19 protein-coding genes are annotated in these 19257 nt (G+C 34.8%); 1 reads left to right on the top strand and 18 read right to left on the bottom strand.

Annotation, left to right across the window (positions count from 1 at the left end; all coding sequences use genetic code 11):
* Position 1: 1 nt before the first annotated feature.
* From cysN to cysC, 3 genes are all read right to left on the bottom strand, one after another.
* Positions 2-1282 carry a sulfate adenylyltransferase subunit CysN gene (cysN, locus tag LVD16_RS05460; RefSeq protein WP_233772866.1) on the bottom strand — a complete coding sequence of 427 codons (1281 nt, stop codon included), beginning with the start codon at positions 1280-1282 and terminating at the stop codon, positions 2-4.
* A gap of 78 nt (positions 1283-1360) precedes the next feature.
* A complete protein-coding gene (cysD, locus tag LVD16_RS05455; protein WP_233772864.1) occupies positions 1361-2266 on the bottom strand; it encodes a sulfate adenylyltransferase subunit CysD in 906 nt (301 codons plus the stop codon).
* A complete protein-coding gene (cysC, locus tag LVD16_RS05450) occupies positions 2266-2868 on the bottom strand; it encodes an adenylyl-sulfate kinase (protein WP_233772862.1) in 603 nt (200 codons plus the stop codon). Before cysC ends, cysD begins: the two co-directional genes overlap by 1 nt.
* An 80-nt stretch (positions 2869-2948) precedes the next feature.
* Between cysC and cysQ the strand changes: the two genes are divergently transcribed.
* Complete coding sequence (gene cysQ, locus LVD16_RS05445) at positions 2949-3713, top strand: 3'(2'),5'-bisphosphate nucleotidase CysQ (RefSeq protein ID WP_233772860.1); 765 nt, start codon at positions 2949-2951, stop codon at positions 3711-3713.
* A gap of 4 nt (positions 3714-3717) precedes the next feature.
* Here cysQ and LVD16_RS05440 read toward each other — a convergent pair whose 3' ends face one another.
* The 15 genes from LVD16_RS05440 to wecB form a co-directional block, all read right to left on the bottom strand.
* Positions 3718-4770, bottom strand: coding sequence for an MraY family glycosyltransferase (locus LVD16_RS05440; protein ID WP_233772858.1), 1053 nt, complete (start codon positions 4768-4770; stop codon positions 3718-3720).
* Between the two features lie 47 nt (positions 4771-4817).
* Positions 4818-5576: a glycosyltransferase family 2 protein gene (locus LVD16_RS05435; protein ID WP_233772856.1), complete on the bottom strand. Its 759-nt coding sequence runs from the start codon at positions 5574-5576 to the stop codon at positions 4818-4820.
* A gap of 51 nt (positions 5577-5627) precedes the next feature.
* Positions 5628-6878, bottom strand: a complete 1251-nt coding sequence (locus LVD16_RS05430; RefSeq protein WP_233772854.1) for an O-antigen ligase family protein — start codon at positions 6876-6878, stop codon at positions 5628-5630.
* Positions 6859-7926, bottom strand: coding sequence for a glycosyltransferase (locus LVD16_RS05425; protein WP_233772852.1), 1068 nt, complete (start codon positions 7924-7926; stop codon positions 6859-6861). Before LVD16_RS05425 ends, LVD16_RS05430 begins: the two co-directional genes overlap by 20 nt.
* Positions 7901-8602 (bottom strand): O-antigen ligase family protein, encoded by a 702-nt coding sequence (locus tag LVD16_RS27860; protein ID WP_370687646.1) that lies wholly within the window; start codon positions 8600-8602, stop codon positions 7901-7903. The genes LVD16_RS05425 and LVD16_RS27860 overlap by 26 nt, the downstream gene beginning before the upstream one ends.
* Before the next feature lie 434 nt (positions 8603-9036).
* A complete protein-coding gene (locus LVD16_RS05420) occupies positions 9037-9495 on the bottom strand; it encodes an acyltransferase (RefSeq protein ID WP_233772850.1) in 459 nt (152 codons plus the stop codon).
* A 62-nt stretch (positions 9496-9557) separates the two neighbouring features.
* Entirely contained in the window at positions 9558-10292 is a 735-nt protein-coding gene (locus LVD16_RS05415; RefSeq protein WP_233772848.1) for a glycosyltransferase family 2 protein, read from the bottom strand.
* A 6-nt stretch (positions 10293-10298) separates the two neighbouring features.
* Entirely contained in the window at positions 10299-11429 is a 1131-nt protein-coding gene (locus LVD16_RS05410; RefSeq protein WP_233772846.1) for a glycosyltransferase family 4 protein, read from the bottom strand.
* Positions 11426-12457, bottom strand: a complete 1032-nt coding sequence (locus tag LVD16_RS05405; RefSeq protein ID WP_233772843.1) for a polysaccharide pyruvyl transferase family protein — start codon at positions 12455-12457, stop codon at positions 11426-11428. Before LVD16_RS05405 ends, LVD16_RS05410 begins: the two co-directional genes overlap by 4 nt.
* Positions 12454-13791 carry a flippase gene (locus LVD16_RS05400; protein ID WP_233772841.1) on the bottom strand — a complete coding sequence of 446 codons (1338 nt, stop codon included), beginning with the start codon at positions 13789-13791 and terminating at the stop codon, positions 12454-12456. Before LVD16_RS05400 ends, LVD16_RS05405 begins: the two co-directional genes overlap by 4 nt.
* Positions 13775-14716 carry a GDP-L-fucose synthase gene (gene fcl, locus LVD16_RS05395; RefSeq protein ID WP_233772839.1) on the bottom strand — a complete coding sequence of 314 codons (942 nt, stop codon included), beginning with the start codon at positions 14714-14716 and terminating at the stop codon, positions 13775-13777. Before fcl ends, LVD16_RS05400 begins: the two co-directional genes overlap by 17 nt.
* A gap of 1 nt (position 14717) precedes the next feature.
* Positions 14718-15731 carry a nitroreductase family protein gene (locus LVD16_RS05390; protein WP_233772837.1) on the bottom strand — a complete coding sequence of 338 codons (1014 nt, stop codon included), beginning with the start codon at positions 15729-15731 and terminating at the stop codon, positions 14718-14720.
* Between the two features lie 6 nt (positions 15732-15737).
* Positions 15738-16850, bottom strand: coding sequence for a GDP-mannose 4,6-dehydratase (gmd, locus tag LVD16_RS05385; protein WP_233772835.1), 1113 nt, complete (start codon positions 16848-16850; stop codon positions 15738-15740).
* 2 nt (positions 16851-16852) lie between these two features.
* On the bottom strand, positions 16853-18055 hold the full coding sequence (wecC, locus tag LVD16_RS05380; protein ID WP_233772833.1) for a UDP-N-acetyl-D-mannosamine dehydrogenase: 1203 nt from the start codon (positions 18053-18055) through the stop codon (positions 16853-16855).
* The gene (gene wecB, locus LVD16_RS05375; protein WP_255697845.1) at positions 18055-19158 is read right to left on the bottom strand and encodes a non-hydrolyzing UDP-N-acetylglucosamine 2-epimerase; all 1104 of its coding nucleotides are present in this window, start codon (positions 19156-19158) and stop codon (positions 18055-18057) included. Before wecB ends, wecC begins: the two co-directional genes overlap by 1 nt.
* Between the last annotated feature and the right edge of the window lie 99 nt (positions 19159-19257).

Below are 19257 nucleotides of genomic sequence, written 5' to 3'. Positions count from 1 at the left end.
CTTAGATAATCATTCCTGCAGCTACCGTTTCATTTGTAGCTTCATCTATTAAAATAACACTACCTGTAATTCTGTTTCTTGTATACCTATCAAAGAAAAGTGGCTTTGTAGTACGCAATGTTACTCTGGCAATGTCATTCATTTTAATGGTCTTATCGTCTTCAATTCGGTGTAAAGTGTTGATATCTACCTTATACTGAATGTTTTTCACCATACAACGAGCATCGTTTGTAGTATGCTTAATGCCGTATTTACCGTTAGGAACAAGTGCTTTCTCATTCATCCAGCAAAGCATAATCTCTACATCCTGACCTACGTTTGGCTTGTTGTTTTCTCTCACAATCATGTCTCCACGACTGATGTCTATATCATCTTCTAACTGAATAGTTACAGACATAGGAGCAAACGCTTCTTCCAGCTCGCCATCAAAAGAATCTATACTTTTAATTTTCGAGGTGAATCCTGAAGGTAATACAGAAACGGTATCACCAGGTTTGAACACACCACCTGCTATTCTACCAGCATACCCTCTATAGTCATGATATTTATCAGAATGAGGGCGGATAACATGCTGCACAGGGAAACGACAATCGATGTGATTGTGGTCACTTCCTATGTGAATATTTTCTAATAAGTAAAGTAAAGTACCACCTTTAAACCAAGGTGTCTGCTCAGACTCATTTACTACGTTATCACCTTTCAAGGCACTGATAGGAATGAATCTGATATCTTTTACATTAAGCTTAGAAGCGAAAGATTCAATATCGCCTTTAATTTTATTGTAAACCTCTTCGCTGTAGTCTACCAGGTCCATTTTGTTGATACAAAAAACCACGTGAGGTATACCTAACAAAGAAGCAATGAATGTATGTCTGTGTGTTTGCTCTACTACACCGTTTCTGGCATCTACCAGGATAAGGGCAAGGTTAGCTGTAGAAGCACCAGTAACCATGTTTCTGGTGTACTGAATATGTCCTGGAGTATCAGCTATGATAAACTTTCTTTTTGGTGTAGCGAAGTATCTGTAAGCTACATCTATGGTAATTCCCTGCTCACGCTCAGCTCTAAGTCCGTCAGTAAGTAAAGCAAGGTTTACGTTTTCATCTCCTTTTCTCTTACTAGACTCTTCGATAGCCTCATACTGATCTTCAAAGATTGACTTTGAGTCATATAGAAGCCTTCCTATAAGAGTACTTTTACCATCATCTACACTACCTGCAGTGGTAAAGCGTAGAAGTTCCATATCTAAATATCCTTTAGCGTCTGTATTATTATTGCTCATTATTTTCTGGATTTTGTAAGACCGTTAAAATCTTACGATACGAGTAATGCTTGTTAAAATGATTTTAAAAAAGAGATATTAAAAATAACCTTGTTTTTTACGGTCTTCCATAGCCGCCTCTGATCTTTTATCATCCGATCTGGTTCCTCGTTCTGTAGATCTTGCCGCTGCTACTTCTTCGATTATATCTTCTAAAGTAGATGCTGAAGACTCTACTGCTCCAGTACAAGTCATATCACCAATAGTTCTGAATCTTACAGTTCTCTTTTCTGTAATTTCAGTATCTCTTTGCTGAATAAAATCACACTCGGCCATGATCACGTTATCTCTAACGAAAATATCACGCTCGTGAGCAAAGTATAATGATGGCAATTCAATTTTCTCTTGCAAGATGTACTGCCACACATCCATTTCAGTCCAGTTACTGATAGGGAACACTCTAAAGTTCTCTCCAAAATGTTTTTTCCCGTTAAATATGTTCCAAAGCTCTGGTCTCTGGTTTTTAGGATCCCACTGTCCAAACTCATCTCTATGTGAGAAGAATCTCTCTTTAGCTCTGGCTTTTTCCTCATCTCTTCTGGCCCCACCTAGACAAGCATCAAACTTATTAGATTCAATAGTTTCTAATAATGTTACTGTCTGTAAACCATTTCTACTGGCGTTAAAGCCTTTCTCTTCTACTACTTTGCCTTCATCAATTGATTTCTGAACCGATCCTACGATTAGTTCAGCTCCCATTTCTTTCACGAAATCATCTCTAAACTGAATGGTTTCAGGGAAGTTATGTCCGGTATCTATGTGCACTAATGGAAAAGGAACTTTACCTGGAAAGAATGCCTTTTTCGCTAAATGTGCTACTGTAATAGAGTCCTTACCACCGGAAAATAATATGGCAGGATTTTCAAACTGAGCTGCTACTTCGCGGATAACGTATATTGCTTCCGCTTCCAGCTCTTTTAAGTGGGTCAAGTTGTAAGCCTTCATTAATTCTTACTTAATTTTATTTTTGGCAAAATGTATTCTAAAAGTTTTGATAAACTGTCTTCAACTGGCTCTTCAGCAGTAGCTAGTCTTACATGAGGGTTTTGAGGTGCTTCAAACGGTGAATCTATTCCTGTAAAGCTTTTGATTTCACCTCTTCTGGCTTTCGCGTAAAGTCCTTTCACATCTCTTTTCTCACACTCTTCTAGAGGGCAATCTATAAAAACCTCACAATATTTATCTCCGATGATATCTGCTGCCATCTTCCGAATTTTTTCGGTGGGGCTTATCAAAGAGCATATAGTAATTACACCGTTCGCGGCTAATAGTTTAGAAGCTTCTGCTGCTCTTCTAATATTTTCCGTTCTATCTTCCTCAGAGAAGCCTAGATTATTGTTTAAACCGGTTCTTAAATTATCGCCATCCAACAATGATGTTAAATATCCTTCTTCGTGAAGTTTGTTTTCGAGACCTCTCGCTACAGTGCTTTTTCCTGATCCGGAAAGCCCTACCATCCAAATAACAAGGGATTTTTGCTTGAGTAACTCTTCCTTCTGTTGGGTATTTAATATCTTATCGAATATGGGATGGATGTTTTCAGCCATTATTTGAAATTTAAACGCCAAAAATACAATTAATTAAGTTAATTAATAAACCCTATAGCCTTTTGTGTAGTTTTGTTTACATGATAGAAACCATTAACACCCAGGAGCTGGTTGATTTAGCTCTACATGCCGGCCAGGCCATTCTTAATATTTATCATGATAAAGAACTTGCTGGTAACGTTGAACACAAAAGTGATGACTCTCCACTGACACTAGCAGATAAAGCATCTCATGCTGTGATTATGAAGGGGTTATCTAAATTATACCCTGAAATACCAATTATCTCTGAAGAAGGGAATGAAATAGAATATAGCACTAGAATCAAGTATGACACTTTTTGGTTAGTAGATCCTTTAGATGGTACTAAAGAATTTATCAACAGAAATGGTGAGTTTACTGTAAATATAGCTTTGATCAATAAGCACAAACCAGTATTTGGTATTGTGTATGCGCCAGTGCCTGATGTAGTTTATGTAGGTACAGGTGAAAGAGCATTTAAACTTGTAAATGGAGAAGAGTCTCCTTTGAAAGTAAATGGATCTACTGCTAATAGAATAGCCGTAAGAAGCAAGTCTCACGCATCTCCTGAAGAAGAAGTATTATTGAAGCAATACGATGTTACTGACAGTATTTCAGTAGGTAGTTCTCTAAAGTTCTGCATGGTGGCAGAAGGTAAAGCAGACATTTATTACCGTCATGGGCCTACTATGGAATGGGATACGGCTGCAGGACAAGCTGTACTTGAAAGTGCTGGTGGTACTGTACTGAAAGAAACAGGACCTGTACCTTTTACTTATAACAAAGAAACATTATTGAATACTGGATTTCTGGCCCTTGGATTCTAAACCGTTATCGGTTTAGCTTTCTGATAATTAGAAAATCCAGCGTTAGTGACAAGACCACTGACATTATTATCAATAAAGGCAATAAGATGGCATCTTTAACATTCATGCAGGCCACAGCCAGCAATATATAACCAATGTTGAGGATGCCTAAAGCCACCGCAGTTTCAGAATGCTTCAGCCCCAATCTCATCAAAGCATGATGAATATGATTCTTATCCGGGGCAAACGGTGACTGCTTCTTCGAAATCCTAAGAATAAATATCCTTAATGTATCAAACAGGGGAATAATGATTACGCATATTCCACTGGTTATAGAGGCTGTAAATCTGAATGGATTGCTCTCTGGCAGATTATAATTGGCATCAATAAAGGTGATTACCATCACCGAAAACACAAAGCCTATGACCAGCGCTCCGGTATCTCCCATAAATATTTTAGAAGGCTCCCAGTTAAAAGTTAAGAAGGCCAATACCGCTCCGGCAATGCTTAAAGAAAGCAATGCCACCCAAGGCTGATCTATAAGATAGAACCAAAGGCCAAAGCTAGTGAGCGCTATTAAAGCAATAGTACCGGCCAGGCCATCTAACCCGTCAATAAGGTTAAAAGAGTTAGTAACTACAATGAAAGTGAAAACGCTGATAAGATAACTTACCACCTCATTCATTTCATAGACACCAAACAAACCGTATAATGAATGTAGCCTTACCCCAGAAAAGAGCACCACAATAGAAGCTGCTATAAGCTGGCCTACTAACTTGTAGAGCGGCCTCAAAGGAACAATATCATCTCTGATACCAACCAGAAAGATAATAGCAGTACCTGCAAGTATATATTTGAAATACTCAAAACCTTCTAAAGGCAACCACACCAGCAAAGCCACAAAAAAACCAAGAAATATACCGACTCCCCCCATAGAAGGAGTGATCTTCTTATGGATTTTTCTCCTGCCCGGAGTATCCAAAAGCTTGGCCTTTTTCTTAGAATATTTAATGATCACGGGGATCACTAAAAATGTGATTATGAATGATGTAGCTATCGCAAGAAGTATTGCAGTCATCTAAGATATTTTTAGATGCGCAAAGGTATGAATTTAGTCGAAACTATTTAATTTAAATAGTGCTTATTGACACCATGAAGTGCCCAGTGAACCATATAATAGATTGACTGAAAAAAGTTAAGGTTTTCCACCTTATAATACGTTAACCATTGATATTTAATCACCTTAAATTTATTACTGGAAACAGTGGCATTACCTAGACGATAGTTGGCCAGGGGCTTATCCAGTGATAATGCAAACTTGTGTTCTTTTAAAATTTTCAACCATAATGCATAGTCTTGCCTTTTCTTTAGATCTGGCATATAAACTTTGCCAGTTACATCTGTGTTTATAACCGCAGTTAAACAGCCTATAGGACAATTTTTAAGCAATTCTTTATAGGTAACTTTTGATGGCACCTCTTGCCTTTTTAGCAAAGCCCCAGCACTATCCATTACATTATAAGACGAAAACAAGAGGGGGCATTCGGGGTGCTTTAAAAAAAACTCATACTGCATCTTTAACTTATCACTCTCCCAAGTGTCATCACTATCTAAAAAGGCTATAAGTTGTCCTTTAGCCTTACTTATGGAATTGTTACGTGCAATTGCCGGCCCAGAATTATGGAGCATTTCAAAGATTTTTATACGGCTATCGTCTTTCGTATATTCTTTTATGATTTGAACCGTCTCATCATCAGAACCATCATCCGTAACTAACAATTCCCAATTCTGATATTCCTGTTGAAGCACCGAATTAATGGCTTCTCTAATATGCTCGGCGGAATTATGAGACGCAGTTATTATTGAAAAAAGTAAGTTAGTCATAAACAATAGTTCTTTTTATCATTAACGAAAAATTTCGAAAAATTCTTCATCCTATACATGTTTTTTTTCATTACCAGACCAATAGTAAAGAATACAAGCGAAAAACATGAAAACAATAATACCCTTCTGCCGGGCAAGGACTGACTCAGCCATACATGCTACAGAAATAACAAAGATAAATAGATTTATTAAAAGACTTTTTTTAATGACTAAATTAATATAGGCCAGTAAAAAAGGAATAAACCCGATCACGCCTACACCTAAGACGATCTGAAAAATTTGATTATGGGAATTAAATTTATTGCGCAAATTATAATTAAAGCCTTTCGAGCTATAACAATCAGCTAAAATGTTATCTACATTAGACAAACCATTGCCAAACCACAAATTATGAGAATTAATACTTTCCCAACTACACTCCCATGCTGCAAAATGCGCACTAGTTGAGTTACCATTATTTACTTTTTCATTCAATAAATAACTCATTGTTTGCTCAATTTTTGATTGAAAATATGGCATATTATAGAGCATTAGAAAAATGCAAAAAATGGCTATAAGCATCCCTCCCAAAGCATATTTCCTCTGCATTCTTTTGCAAAGCTCATTGTATAGATGGAAAACAACTAAAAATACACTTACCATAAAATTTACTCTTGAAGCCAATAGAACATTAAATCCAAAAAGAAAGCATATTAGACATGCCACCAGTGCATACTGTATTTTATTTCTACCTAAATTAGACATATACAACACCAGTATTAATGCAATATTTACATAAATACTGAGGTATGAGGGATGTAAATTTACGAAGCCACTTAAATAGTCACTTGTATATCTCCAACTATTCCATTGATTAAAATTTTGATTTTTTAAATAAATATCGACGAAAACGTTAAGCTCACAGTAAAGTGCAACTACAACTATTACTAGAACATAGAGCTTAAAAACTATAAAGATTCTATTTCGACTTATTAGAGAAGGTGTGAGAAAAAAAATAATGGGAAAAACTAAATACGATAACCTTTTCTCAAGGTGAACAAAAATATCAGATAAATGCTCAGACCACAATGCACTGATAAGGAAGCTAAAAAAGATAAATACAAAACAGTAAAACAACTCTCTAAATCTTATGTCAACCCCTATCTTTTGACTGACAATACACGTCACTATTCTTATCAAGAATAAAAATACAATTGACAAAGAGTTATAAATCGGAGGTAATGGCATTGTTACTACAAAGCATATTAATCCGCAAAAAAATAAATTCCCCAGTACTTTAAATCTATTTTGAGCCAAATTCATATGTTCCGTTTTTAATAATGTTAGCCCATGAATACTCTATTTTCAAAGTGTGAAGTTTATTTTTTATCTCGTCATAATGAGAATGACAATATTCTACAGCATCAATCAATTCATGTACATCCCCATATGTGAAAAGTAGGCCTTCTAAGCCCCCTTTTTTTAATACACTCGCACTGTCACCAACTCTAGAACTGATAAAGACACAACCATAGTTAAGTAAAGTATAGAGTACACCAGATTGTGATGCCTTTAAGTACGGTAAAACGAATATACCATTACGCTCAATTACATTCAGAATTTCATCAACCGTTAGATATTTATCAACCACTTCAACACCACTTTTCAGCAATCTTTCTTTTAGCCCTTTTAACTTATTGTCCCATTTTCCATAAATGGACCTTGGAATATTTTGGGGGATGAACTCAAATAATTCTACTCCTTTATAGGGCTTTACGTTACCCCAAAATATCAACTCTTTTTCAAGATTAGGACTTTTGTGTAGTAAAACAGAATTATCTTCATTTAAAGACATCACCCCATGAGGGACAACCTTCACTTTTTCAGTTGAAGTTAGTTTATAATCCTTTATAAATTCTTCTGCAACTGTTTCACTTACAAAGAAAACTAATCTACTTAAACGTGAAATAATTTTGAAAGGCCAAAAAGTCATCTTTTCATAATGATGAGGAACTTTATTGTGGAAAGTAAAACAAAGCTTATTCTTAATTATGAAAAATAAAGGTAGCTCCAGAGTAAAGGCTATACTCCATTGGAAATGCACATATTTATATTTTCGCACATTACTTATAATTGATAACAACAACCCAAGATAAGAGATAAGCCCCATCACTCTACCTCTATTTGAAACATTAAACTCCTTAACCTCAACATTAGGTAGCGCCCTTATCAAGGAAATAAAATCACCATTAAATTGAGTTTTAGAGCAATAAAAAACAACGTCAAACTCCTTTGAAACTTGCTCAATATAATGAAAATCGTATGGAAGAGTTCTAGAGGAGGGATCAACAATAGCAAGCTTCTTCCTCATTATTATTAATTTTAGTGTGAGTAGCCAAATAAATATGCCTAATTAAATAAATTAGATACCAATAAAATATATGAACAAAATGGCCCGAGAAAAAAGGATATATCAATAGCATAATAAACAAAGCGCTATTGCCACTAATTATTCTGGAATAAACGTTTTTGTATAAATAGTAGAAATGATACAAAAGAAATGTAATTCCTCCTGAGCCACAGATTATTGCATAAATATTATTTACTTTCTCAGTGAAGGCTCCATCAAATATCCTTTGATATTGAAAGCTGCTTGAATTTCGGCTTAATGTGTTAGCTAAATTCCCAAAACCAAAACCGAAGATCGGGGATGATTTTAAAGTAAAATACATTACCTCAAAAGGTGCTAAAAATCTCAACTTGGAACTGTTATCTCTACCCTCCTGAACAGAGCCCAGCCTTTTAACAATTAAACTCTGAAATGCATCAATTTGAGCTAATAGTATGCTAATCGTAATAAGTAGTATAATGATAAGTGCGAAACCAAGAAGACTATTATATGATAATTTAGCCGACCTTAAAAGTACGATTATAACAAGCGTCAACATAACGTACCCTGAACCGGAAAAGGTTAATACTATAAAGAGTAATGACAATAATGTATATATGGATATCTTTTTATCAAAATTATACAGTAGAATAAACATTAAGATAAAATAAAAGCTTGCTATAGATGGCTCTAAAAATAAACTTTTAAATCTAAAGAAAGAACGGGCTTCAATAAATGCAATATCCATTTGATTATAGAAAATACAATACACAATGATTAATACATTAATGATTAGAAAACCTTTAGATAAAATTACAATGTTCTTAAGGCTAAATTTATAATCTGTAGCTAAAACTGTTAAAATTAAGATTATTACCAGATGAGGGGCTTGGTCATAATCTATATCATTACCTCCAATAAAAAGTGCTAATATGTAAAATAGCGCTATTAGAATCAAATATACGATGTTGTTAAAGCCTAGATTTAATTTTAGTCCGTTATGCATTGAGAAGACTACAACTAACGGTAGCAAGGCCACATCTATAACATATGAATTTAATAGGACCAATAGAAAAAGTAACGTGCTATAATTCATCTAAATCGTCTAATAGCTGTAAGCTTAAATGTAGGATCTTGGGGTCGACTCTTTTTTACTGTTGCAGGATTTCCAACATATATCCCATTCCTTAAAGCTCGTCCCTTAAAAACTCCTCCTGCTCCAATCACCACACCAGACTCAATATAAGAACCAGGTAAAATGATTACCTTGTTGGCTAACCACACATTATCCTTAATTACCACTTTTTCACTTCTTGAAGAATGAATATCAGATTTGGGATCGTGCTCTAAGGACCATATATTTACCTGAGGTGCAACATCAACATCATTACCGATTTGTACCCCAGAACCCCTACCATCGATTATACTATCATAATTGATATTAGTTCGAACCCCAATTTCAACATTTCGAATGTCTAATATCCTTACATTAAGACCAATAGTAGCAGACTTTTTAATTTTTCCTTTGGAAAGGATATTATAAAATATCATACGAACCCTCCTTGAAGGTATCTTATTTAATATATTATTAATAAAATAGTAGAGCAATGATTTCATTTCCTTTTCTTTAGATAGTGAATACTCAGCTTAATTAAGAAACCTACTAAAGCGTTTAAAAAACCTACTTTGGATGCCGCGATTTTAAAGTATTCCTTATACCCATTAAGTCTATTCTTATCACTTACTCCACCATCTCTCTGATTTCCCACAAACATTGGCATTTCAATATACTCTGCTTCACCCAGCCCCCTCATCAAGAAATCAACGTCCATCGCTATTTTAAACTTATCATCAAAATCTCCATATTGCTCGTAATATTCTCTTGTAATAAATGATGAACAATGACTAAAAGGCACCGAAACATGCCAGCCCATGGTGTTATTCTTTTTATTTATTCTCTGTCCGTCCTTCAAAACCCGATATGTTTTCCCATATAATACACAAGGTTTATTTAAACATTCGTGCTCAGAAGCAAAAGACATAATATTATTTATGACATCTGGCTCATACCAGTCGTCAGAATTTAAAAACCCTATTAATGCCCCACTAGAAAACCTTAAGCCTTTGTTAAATGCATCACTAATTCCTCTATCCTTCTCACTGATCCAATGAGCAATGTTATTATCATTCTTTTTTAGAATATTTATTGTGCCATCTGTTGATCCACCATCAATAACGAGATACTCTATATTGGGATAGTTTTGAGAAGCTACGCTATCAATTGTTTGTTGAATATACTCTCTATTATTATAAACTATAGTTACTATACTTACACATTCATTTGCCATTAACCGCTAATTTTTCAGACCAAATAAAACTTCACTTACCTTTTTGGAATATTCTTCAACTGTAAACTTGCGTTCTACCTCCCGCAAGCACGCCTCACTCATCTGAATATACAAACTCTTATTACCTAACAGTTCCATCACCTTTGAACTTAATTTTTCGTAACCGTTATTATAAAGAAATCCATTTTGACCATCATTAATAAGTTCAAGAGTGCCACCATTGGCATAACCAACTGTGGGTATACCCCGCGACATAGCTTCGACCGTTACTCTTCCCATGCCCTCATTTCTAGAGCACATTAGAAGTATATCCAAGTCATCATAAACAGAAGACGGGTCAGACATATATCCCTCAAAAATCACTGAATCCCTCACCCCAAGTTTTCCAGCTTCTAAGCTCAATAAATCTAGATATTCACCATCTCCATCACCTATAATTCTAAGTACAGTAAGGGGGTATACTTTATTAACTATAGCAAAAGCACGAATTGCTTCTAATTGATTTTTAACGGGACTAACCAGACCTACAATCCCCAAAATCATTCTTTGATCAGTTTTTAAAGATCTAACAGTATATTGCTCAAGCTCCATTTTTCGCACTATACCATTATAGATTATGAATTTCTTTTCAATTGATACATTTGGTAAAACAGTTTCAGAAATAGCATTTGAAATACATATAAACTTTGATGTTTTTTTTCTCCAATAGGTCAAAAATGAACTTCCGAAGTCGAATTTTAATTTATAATCCAAATAACCAAACTCTCTGATATGCCATATATGTGGTATATTGTATTTCCACGAAAGTAAGCTCCCTATAAAAACGACAGAACTATTGCTATATATAACGTCTGGAGCAAACTCTTTAACCCATCCAGACTTTAACAAAAAGATCAGGTTACTAAATAACTTGAATGGCACTTTAAATAAACTACGAGTGGTTTTATGATGAGCATTACTAAATTTCCTCACTATGTGATTTACATTAAGGTTCTTCAGATTCTCAACTAATGCCCCATCCTCTGGGCATAAAACTAATATATCAACATCATATACCCTTAAACCTTCAATTAAATTAATTAGGGATTTATTAGCCCCATACATTGATGAGTAATGTGTTATAAATAGTACTTTCAAAAATTATTCCCAATTATGTATTTAAAAATAAAATCCTTCGACTCCTTTGTATAGTCCTCAAGATCTCGCTCTAATAGACGTATTTCATTTTCTCCACTATAATCCAGCTGATAATCAGACTTCAAATTTAACTTTAGCAAAACGTCATGTATTTTACTGGATTTGGATTGGATTATAAACACTTTATACGGTTTATTAAAGATAATAGAGAACAATAATCCATGATAGAAATTCGTATATATGAAGCTTGCATTTTTCATATAACAAAGCCATTCTATTGGACCAGCATCTACATAGTTATAAGTAGCAAATTTATTATAGTAACCAACAGAAATTATAATTAGGGAATTTCTATCTGCAAAAGTGATAATACTTTGAATAAATTCTTCAGCCACAATCCCATATATTAAAACATAATTAGAATGTTGTACATCTTCTAAATTAAATTTATCCTGATAACTTATAAGTAGTGTAGGATCAAAAACTTTATATACTGTGTTATTTGTATATTCCCCAACTTTATCAAACGTCTTATTATCGCGCACAGCTAAAGCATCATATGAATTTAAAAATTCTTTAAGTTTTCCTTCATTTGCATGAAAATTTTTAGCTTCCCCAAAACTAGCAGCATAAGATATTTTTTTCGGAGTATTTCTTTTAAATCCTAGAAAATACACAGGGTCAAACCCTCTAAACGAATCAAAATTCCAAATTTCATCACTTCCTGAAATAATGATATCAAAATCACTCAATATTTCTTCAACCCCTGAAAAATTTTGCTTTCTCAATTTATAAAGTGACAAATTTTGCTGAGTAAACTTTTTAAAACGTCGCCATTTAACTAGGTTACTAACTGCTTGTTTATTTATAAAGTTACTTTTGAAATAGGCCTTTCGTGCTGCCTTTGGTTTGTAATCAATTATATGTACTTCAACACCTTGACTTTGCAAATAACTATATAATGCAAAAGTTTGCATTGTAGCTCCATAGTTAGTGGTATGATGATATGTTAAGATTCCTACTCTCATTTATACTGATATAATTTTTTCCATAAAGAATGAAATAATAATGACTTCGTTTTCATATAGAAAATATGTCTTGTTCGTCGATCGATATAGAAAGCCAAATACATCGATGTAAACATCGAAAAGAATGTTGCAATGGCTGCTCCATTAATGCCGAATTGGGGTATTAATATTAAATTTAGGACTACATTTACCAAAGCACCATAAAAACTGCGTTTAAACGCATAAAACTCCATTCTTTCAATGATCAACCAACGGCCACTAACAAAACCTAAGAACACAAATATACCGGACCAAATATGTATTGATAACACACTTGAAGCGGCCTGATATTTCTCGCCATAAAGAAAGTGAATTATATAATCCCCTGTAAAAAAAACTATCAGAGCTAAGAATAATGAAAGCCACACCATCACATTCATTAATTTCTGCAATTGTGAATAATATTTATGAAGACTTTCTGCTTTAGCTTTTATAATTGTAGGAAAAAGTGAAATAACCATTGCCTGCGGTATAAAATACCATCCTTCACTAATTCTTACTGCCGAAGAATAGATACCAACTTCAGAAAATGATAAGAAGTACTTTATCATAATTACATCCACTTTCAAATAAAGTGTTACAGACATTGAAGATAATAGGAGTAACCAAGAAGACTTAAGAAGAAATTTAGAAAAAGAGAGTTTCGGCCTCCATTTTAGCTGGTTTGATCGACTAAAATAAATATATCCCAGAACTCCAAAAGTAATTATTGGTTCCAAAAGAAATACTAAGGCAATTACTGTCAAGGAAGCTTCTAAATAAATACAAAGAAACTTCAATAATGAGCAAATAATGACACCTATAACTTTTGATATTACTAAGTATTTAGAAAGAGACCTAGTCTGAAAGAACAAATCTAAAATTCCTATAGGTTGAAAAATCAACCCTAAACAGAAAATTAATGTTATTTTCTCTGGGGTTGAAACTCCAAAGGGAAGCACTATAAGCATCAGAATGCAGTAGGTAGACAACGTCAAAATTGACTTCATCAAGAATGCACTGGAAATTATGCTATCCTGATGTTTATCATTTTCCACAATTTCTCTAACAACAATATTATCAAGGCCGAGCTTACATATAGCAGTAAGCATAATGAAAATACTTTGACTAAAACTTAGTACACCAAATTGATCAGGACCAAGATAACGAACTAATAAAATGCCTGATAATAAGGAGAGAAATGTGGATACAAATTTATCAAAAAATAGCCAAGATATGTTTTTTAGAATCTTTGCTTTATCTGCATCTCTTTTATATAGCGAAATTTTCTTAGTAAGATCAAGAAGCTTTATCATTCAACTGATTTATATATTCTTGATAAGTAGAAATTATTCCTGATTTTAACGATATTTTAGCCTTCCACCCCTCTTCGGTAATCTTATCAACATTAAGAAGCTTTCTTGGAGTACCGTCAGGCTTAGATTGATCAAAAACAATGTCTCCATTATACCCTACTATATCCTTTATAAGGACAGCCAAATCTTTAATACTAATATCTTCTCCAGTTCCAATATTTATAATACTATCTTGATTGTAGTTATTCATTAAATAAACGCAAGCTTCTGCTAAATCATCGACGTGTAAAAATTCTCTCTTTGGCCTTCCCGATCCCCAAACTACCACACTTGACAAACGATTCTCCTTGGCCTCATGAAATTTTCTAACGAGAGCAGGAAGCACATGAGAGTTTTGCAAATCATAGTTGTCATTAGGCCCAAACAAATTAGTAGGCATGGCAGAAATAAAATTTGTTCCATATTGAAAGTTAAACGATTGACATAACTTTATTCCAGCAATCTTTGCAACGGCGTAAGGCTCATTAGTTGGTTCTAAAAGACCTGTCAATAAAGAATCTTCAGTAATTGGCTGATTTGCATACTTTGGATAAATACAGGAGGAACCTAGAAAGAGAAGTTTCTCACACTTATACACATGTGCGGCATGAATAACATTATTTTGAATCATTAAATTATCATAGAGAAAGTCCGCTTTATATTTATCGTTTGACAATATTCCTCCAACTTTTGCTGCTGCAAGAAAAACATAGTCGGGACAATTGTTACTAAAAAAATCATTTACATCATCTGCACGACGCAAATCTAATTCAGATGACCCCTTCATCAAAAGATTAGTATATCCATCAGATTTTAGTTTCCGAACTATTGCAGAACCAACCATTCCATTATGGCCCGCAACATAGATTTTTGAATCTTTATTCATTCTATAAAACTTTAATAATCTCTTTTAATTGTTTTCGAGCCGAAGATGCCACCATTAACTCACTTGGAATATTACCGACCGCTATCATCATTATAATATTATCCTCATCATCTATATCAATAACGTTCCTTAAGGCCAGATCTGCCTGTCGATCAGTAGACCAATTCAATGGACATGCACCTAGCTCGCAGTAATGAAGAGCATATAAAAGTGACATTGAAAACATCCCTCCATCTATAAATGACTGATTCCTCTCTCCTATGCTATTGAAATACTGTAAGGAAGATGTTACAATAAGTAATGTATCCACTAAATGGCCAAAACCACGATTCCCTGTTTGACAATTCAAAGCTTTCTGGACCAAATCTTTCTTCTGTAATATATATACCTTTGAAGACTGCCTGTTACACACTGATGGTGATTGCTGGGCAAATCTTATGGCGGACTCAATTCTATCGATATCAACTTTACTCTCTGAGAAATTTCTTATACTATGTCTACTATAAACTAACGAAGCAAAATCACCCTTAGCAGCTTGCCTTATATCCTCACCTTTTTTTAACAGAAAACCAGTGGTATTAAAAGATTTATTCTCAGAGATTCTTTGAAATAATTTAACTAATGATTTCGTTTCCAGCCAGTCTAAATCTATATTTTCCTCTTCATGTATTCTCACATATGTTCTTAATGTTCTTAAGGCAGCTTGATATTGGCTATTTTCATTATCAAAACCAGCCCTATTGTACTTATCTAAATACTCGCATAGTAATAAGACACGATCTTTTCCAAATCCAGTTTTCCTATTAACCATGACAATTCCCTTTTCCAATACATGGTACAAAGCTGTAATTCGTCCTAACAATTCTTCAAAAGAATAATTATCGTGCCTTTTGATAAAAGCTGAGTATTTTAAATACCTTGAAGCGTCATAAGAATAATTTTTATAAGCTATCAAACTAACTTTTACCTTCCTCAGAATACTAATAATAATATTGGGAGTATATTTTCGTAACATCAGATATTATTCGTGATAATTTAAAACAGTATGTCCACCTTCTTCCAAATACTTATCTTTTTCGAATAACTCTAGATCAGCCTTAACCATCTCATCTATTAAACCATCTAAATCATATTTTGGTGTCCAATTAAGCTGCTTCTTTGCCTTACTAGGGTCACCGATTAGCAAATCTACTTCGGTTGGCCTGTAATACCTCTCATCAATTTTCACAACACATTGCCCTTTCTTTATCTTCCACTTAGAATTTTCAAAGTCCACAACAATAGCTTGCTCGTCCAATCCTTCTCCACTGAACTCCAAGGTCACCCCCAACTTTTTAAAGACTTTAATCACAAAGTCTCTAATGCTAGTAGTAATACCTGTAGCGATAACATAATCTTCGGGTGTATTTTGCTGCAGCATTAGCCACATTACTTCAGCATAATCCTTAGCATGGCCCCAGTCCCTTTTAGAATCTAGATTACCTAAAAAAGTTGCTTCCTGGAGTCCGAGAACTATTCTACACGCTGCGCGGGTAATTTTTCTCGTAACAAATGTTTCTCCTCTTAATGGTGACTCATGGTTAAAAAGTATTCCGTTCACAGCATACATGCCATATGCCTCACGATAGTTCACTGTTATCCAATAACCATATAGTTTAGCCACAGCATAGGGTGATCTCGGGTAGAACGGGGTAGTCTCTTTCTGTGGAACCTCTTGAACCAGACCATAAAGCTCTGAGGTAGAAGCCTGATAGATTCTTGTCTTCTCTGTTAAACCCAAAATTCTTACAGCTTCTAAAATTCTTAAGGTCCCCAAACCATCAACATTGGCTGTATATTCAGGCGTATCAAAACTTACTCTAACATGAGACATGGCGCCCAAATTATATATTTCATCAGGCTGCACCTGCTGTATTATTCTTATGATGTTAGTAGAATCTGTTAAATCTCCATAATGAAGTTTAAATTTCACATCATTTTCGTGAGGATCTTGGTAGAGGTGATCTATTCTGTCAGTATTAAATAAGGAAGCTCTTCTTTTTACGCCATGAACCTCATATCCTTTTCTCAATAACAATTCAGCCAGATAAGCACCATCCTGCCCAGTTATACCTGTAATAAGTGCAGTTTTCATTCCTAAAATTCTATTATGGAATTAAATTCCTTGTTGGTTAATTCTTTAAAATATTTATGATCTACAAGTTTTACGGCGAAATCACAATTTAAAACAGCCTCTTGTAAATTAACTAGTGAAATTTGTTTAACACTTTCCACATGAGGATCCACCGCCATAACCTCAAGACCATCCTTAATTAATGTTTTCACAATATGCAAAGCCGGGCTTTCCCTAATATCATCAATATCAGCTTTGTATGTCAAACCCAAACAAGCAATGATTGGTTTCCTACCGTGCTCTAATTCAAACTGTAATGCATGATTTTTAATTTTTTCTATGACCCATTCGGTTTTATAATTGTTTACCTCACGTGCAGATCGAATCATCTTAGTTGTGCCTGGAAAGGATGAGACCAAAAACCATGGATCTACAGGAATACAATGCCCACCTACTCCCGGTCCGGGAGATAGAATATTAACTCTGGGATGCTTGTTAGCTAATGAAATCAATTCATGAATATCTACTCCCGCTTCATCACAAATCATCGAAAGCTCGTTTGCAAAGGCAATGTTCACATCCCGTGAGGAGTTCTCTACCAGCTTACACATTTCTGCCGTCTTGGAATTGGTGGATATTAAATCACCTTTTACAAAATTTCGATAAAAACTAATGGCCTTATCCGTAGAGTCTTTATTTATACCGCCGATAGATCTATCGTTATTCTCTAGCTCGTATATTACTCTACCCGGAAGAACCCGCTCTGGGCAGTAAGCCAAAAAGTATTGACCAACTATTTCCGGCCTCTCCTTATTTATAATCTGCTCTATATATTCAGTAGTTCCTACAGGACTCGTAGACTCTAGAATAACCAGATTTCCCTCTTTAATAAATGGCAATATTCCTTTAACCGCCGACTCTACATAAGACAAATCTGGCTCAAAACCTTCTCTAAATGGTGTAGGTACGGCTATAAGAAACACATCAGCATTACATGGAGAGGTATCAGCCTTTAAGTATCCCTCAGAAACTACATGCCTTACTAGTCCATCAAGGTCAGGCTCCACAATATGAATTTGACCTCTATTAATGGTATCAACGGTCTTCTGATTAATATCAACCCCATGTACGTGAATGCCTTTACTTGCCATTAACGCTGCGGTGGGTAGACCAATATAACCCAGCCCCATCATAACCACCTTAATATCTAAAGATTTCCTTACCATTATCCTCTAAACACTTTTACAATCTGCTGGCTGGTGGTGCCATCTCCATATGGATTCACCGCGTTGGCCATTTTTTTATAATGATCTTTATTTTTAAGCAATTTATTTGCCTCAGCAACAATTTTGGATCTTTCCGTACCCACTAAAAGAGCTGTACCGGCATCAATTCCCTCTTGCCTCTCAGTAACGTCTCTCATCACTAAGACAGGCTTACCTAAACTAGGAGCTTCCTCTTGAATACCCCCACTATCTGTGAGTACAAAATAACTTTTGTTCATAAGCCATATCAGATATGGATATGATAACGGCTCTATCAAATGGACATTATCTATTCCATTCAATATTTCACCTACCGTACTACGAACATTAGGGTTCAAATGAACAGGATATACTACCTGTACATCATTCTCCTGAGCTATTTCTTTAATGGCCCTACACATATTCTCGAAAGGCTCGCCAAAGCTTTCTCTTCTATGACCAGTAACCAGAATGATTTTCTTATTTAAATCAATTCCCTGAAAATATTCTTTGTATGGCTCTTCCCCCTTTTCTTCTATTAACTTCAAACCTAGAAGTAATGCATCAATAACAGTATTCCCAACCATGAATATATTACTGTTATACCCCTCTTTTGTTAAGTTTGAGACAGCTCTCTCTGTAGGGGCGAAATGATATGTAGCCAATACTCCTGCTAACTTACGATTCCCTTCCTCAGGATATGGTGAGGTCATGTCACCACTACGTAATCCCGCTTCTATATGAGATACACTGATTTTCTCGTAAAATCCTGCTAAAGAACCTACAAATGCAGTGCTCGTATCTCCCTGCACAAAAATATTATCTGGTTGAAATTCCTTTAGAACAGGCTGGATTCCTTGTAATGACTTTGCGGTAATATCAAAAAGTGTCTGATTAGCAGACATGAGATTTAAATCATAGTCTGGTGAGATGTCAAAGAATTCTAACACCTGATCTAACATTTCTCTGTGTTGCCCTGTAACCAAGACTCTTACATCGAAATAACTATCTGATTTAAATGCCTTGATGAGAGGAGCCATTTTAATAGCTTCCGGGCGAGTACCAAATATAAAAAGGTGTTTCAAAAAATGTTTGCGGGTTGGTTTTGACCCGCAAAACTATAAAATATTATGGAAATAATTGGTTAATCAACAAGTTATAAATAACCTAAAAACAGGGTAAAG

The sequence above is a fragment of the Fulvivirga ligni genome, from assembly GCF_021389935.1.
In the GTDB taxonomy this organism is placed as follows: Bacteria; Bacteroidota; Bacteroidia; order Cytophagales; family Cyclobacteriaceae; genus Fulvivirga; species Fulvivirga ligni.
This window is presented reverse-complemented; position numbering and strand designations above follow the sequence as displayed.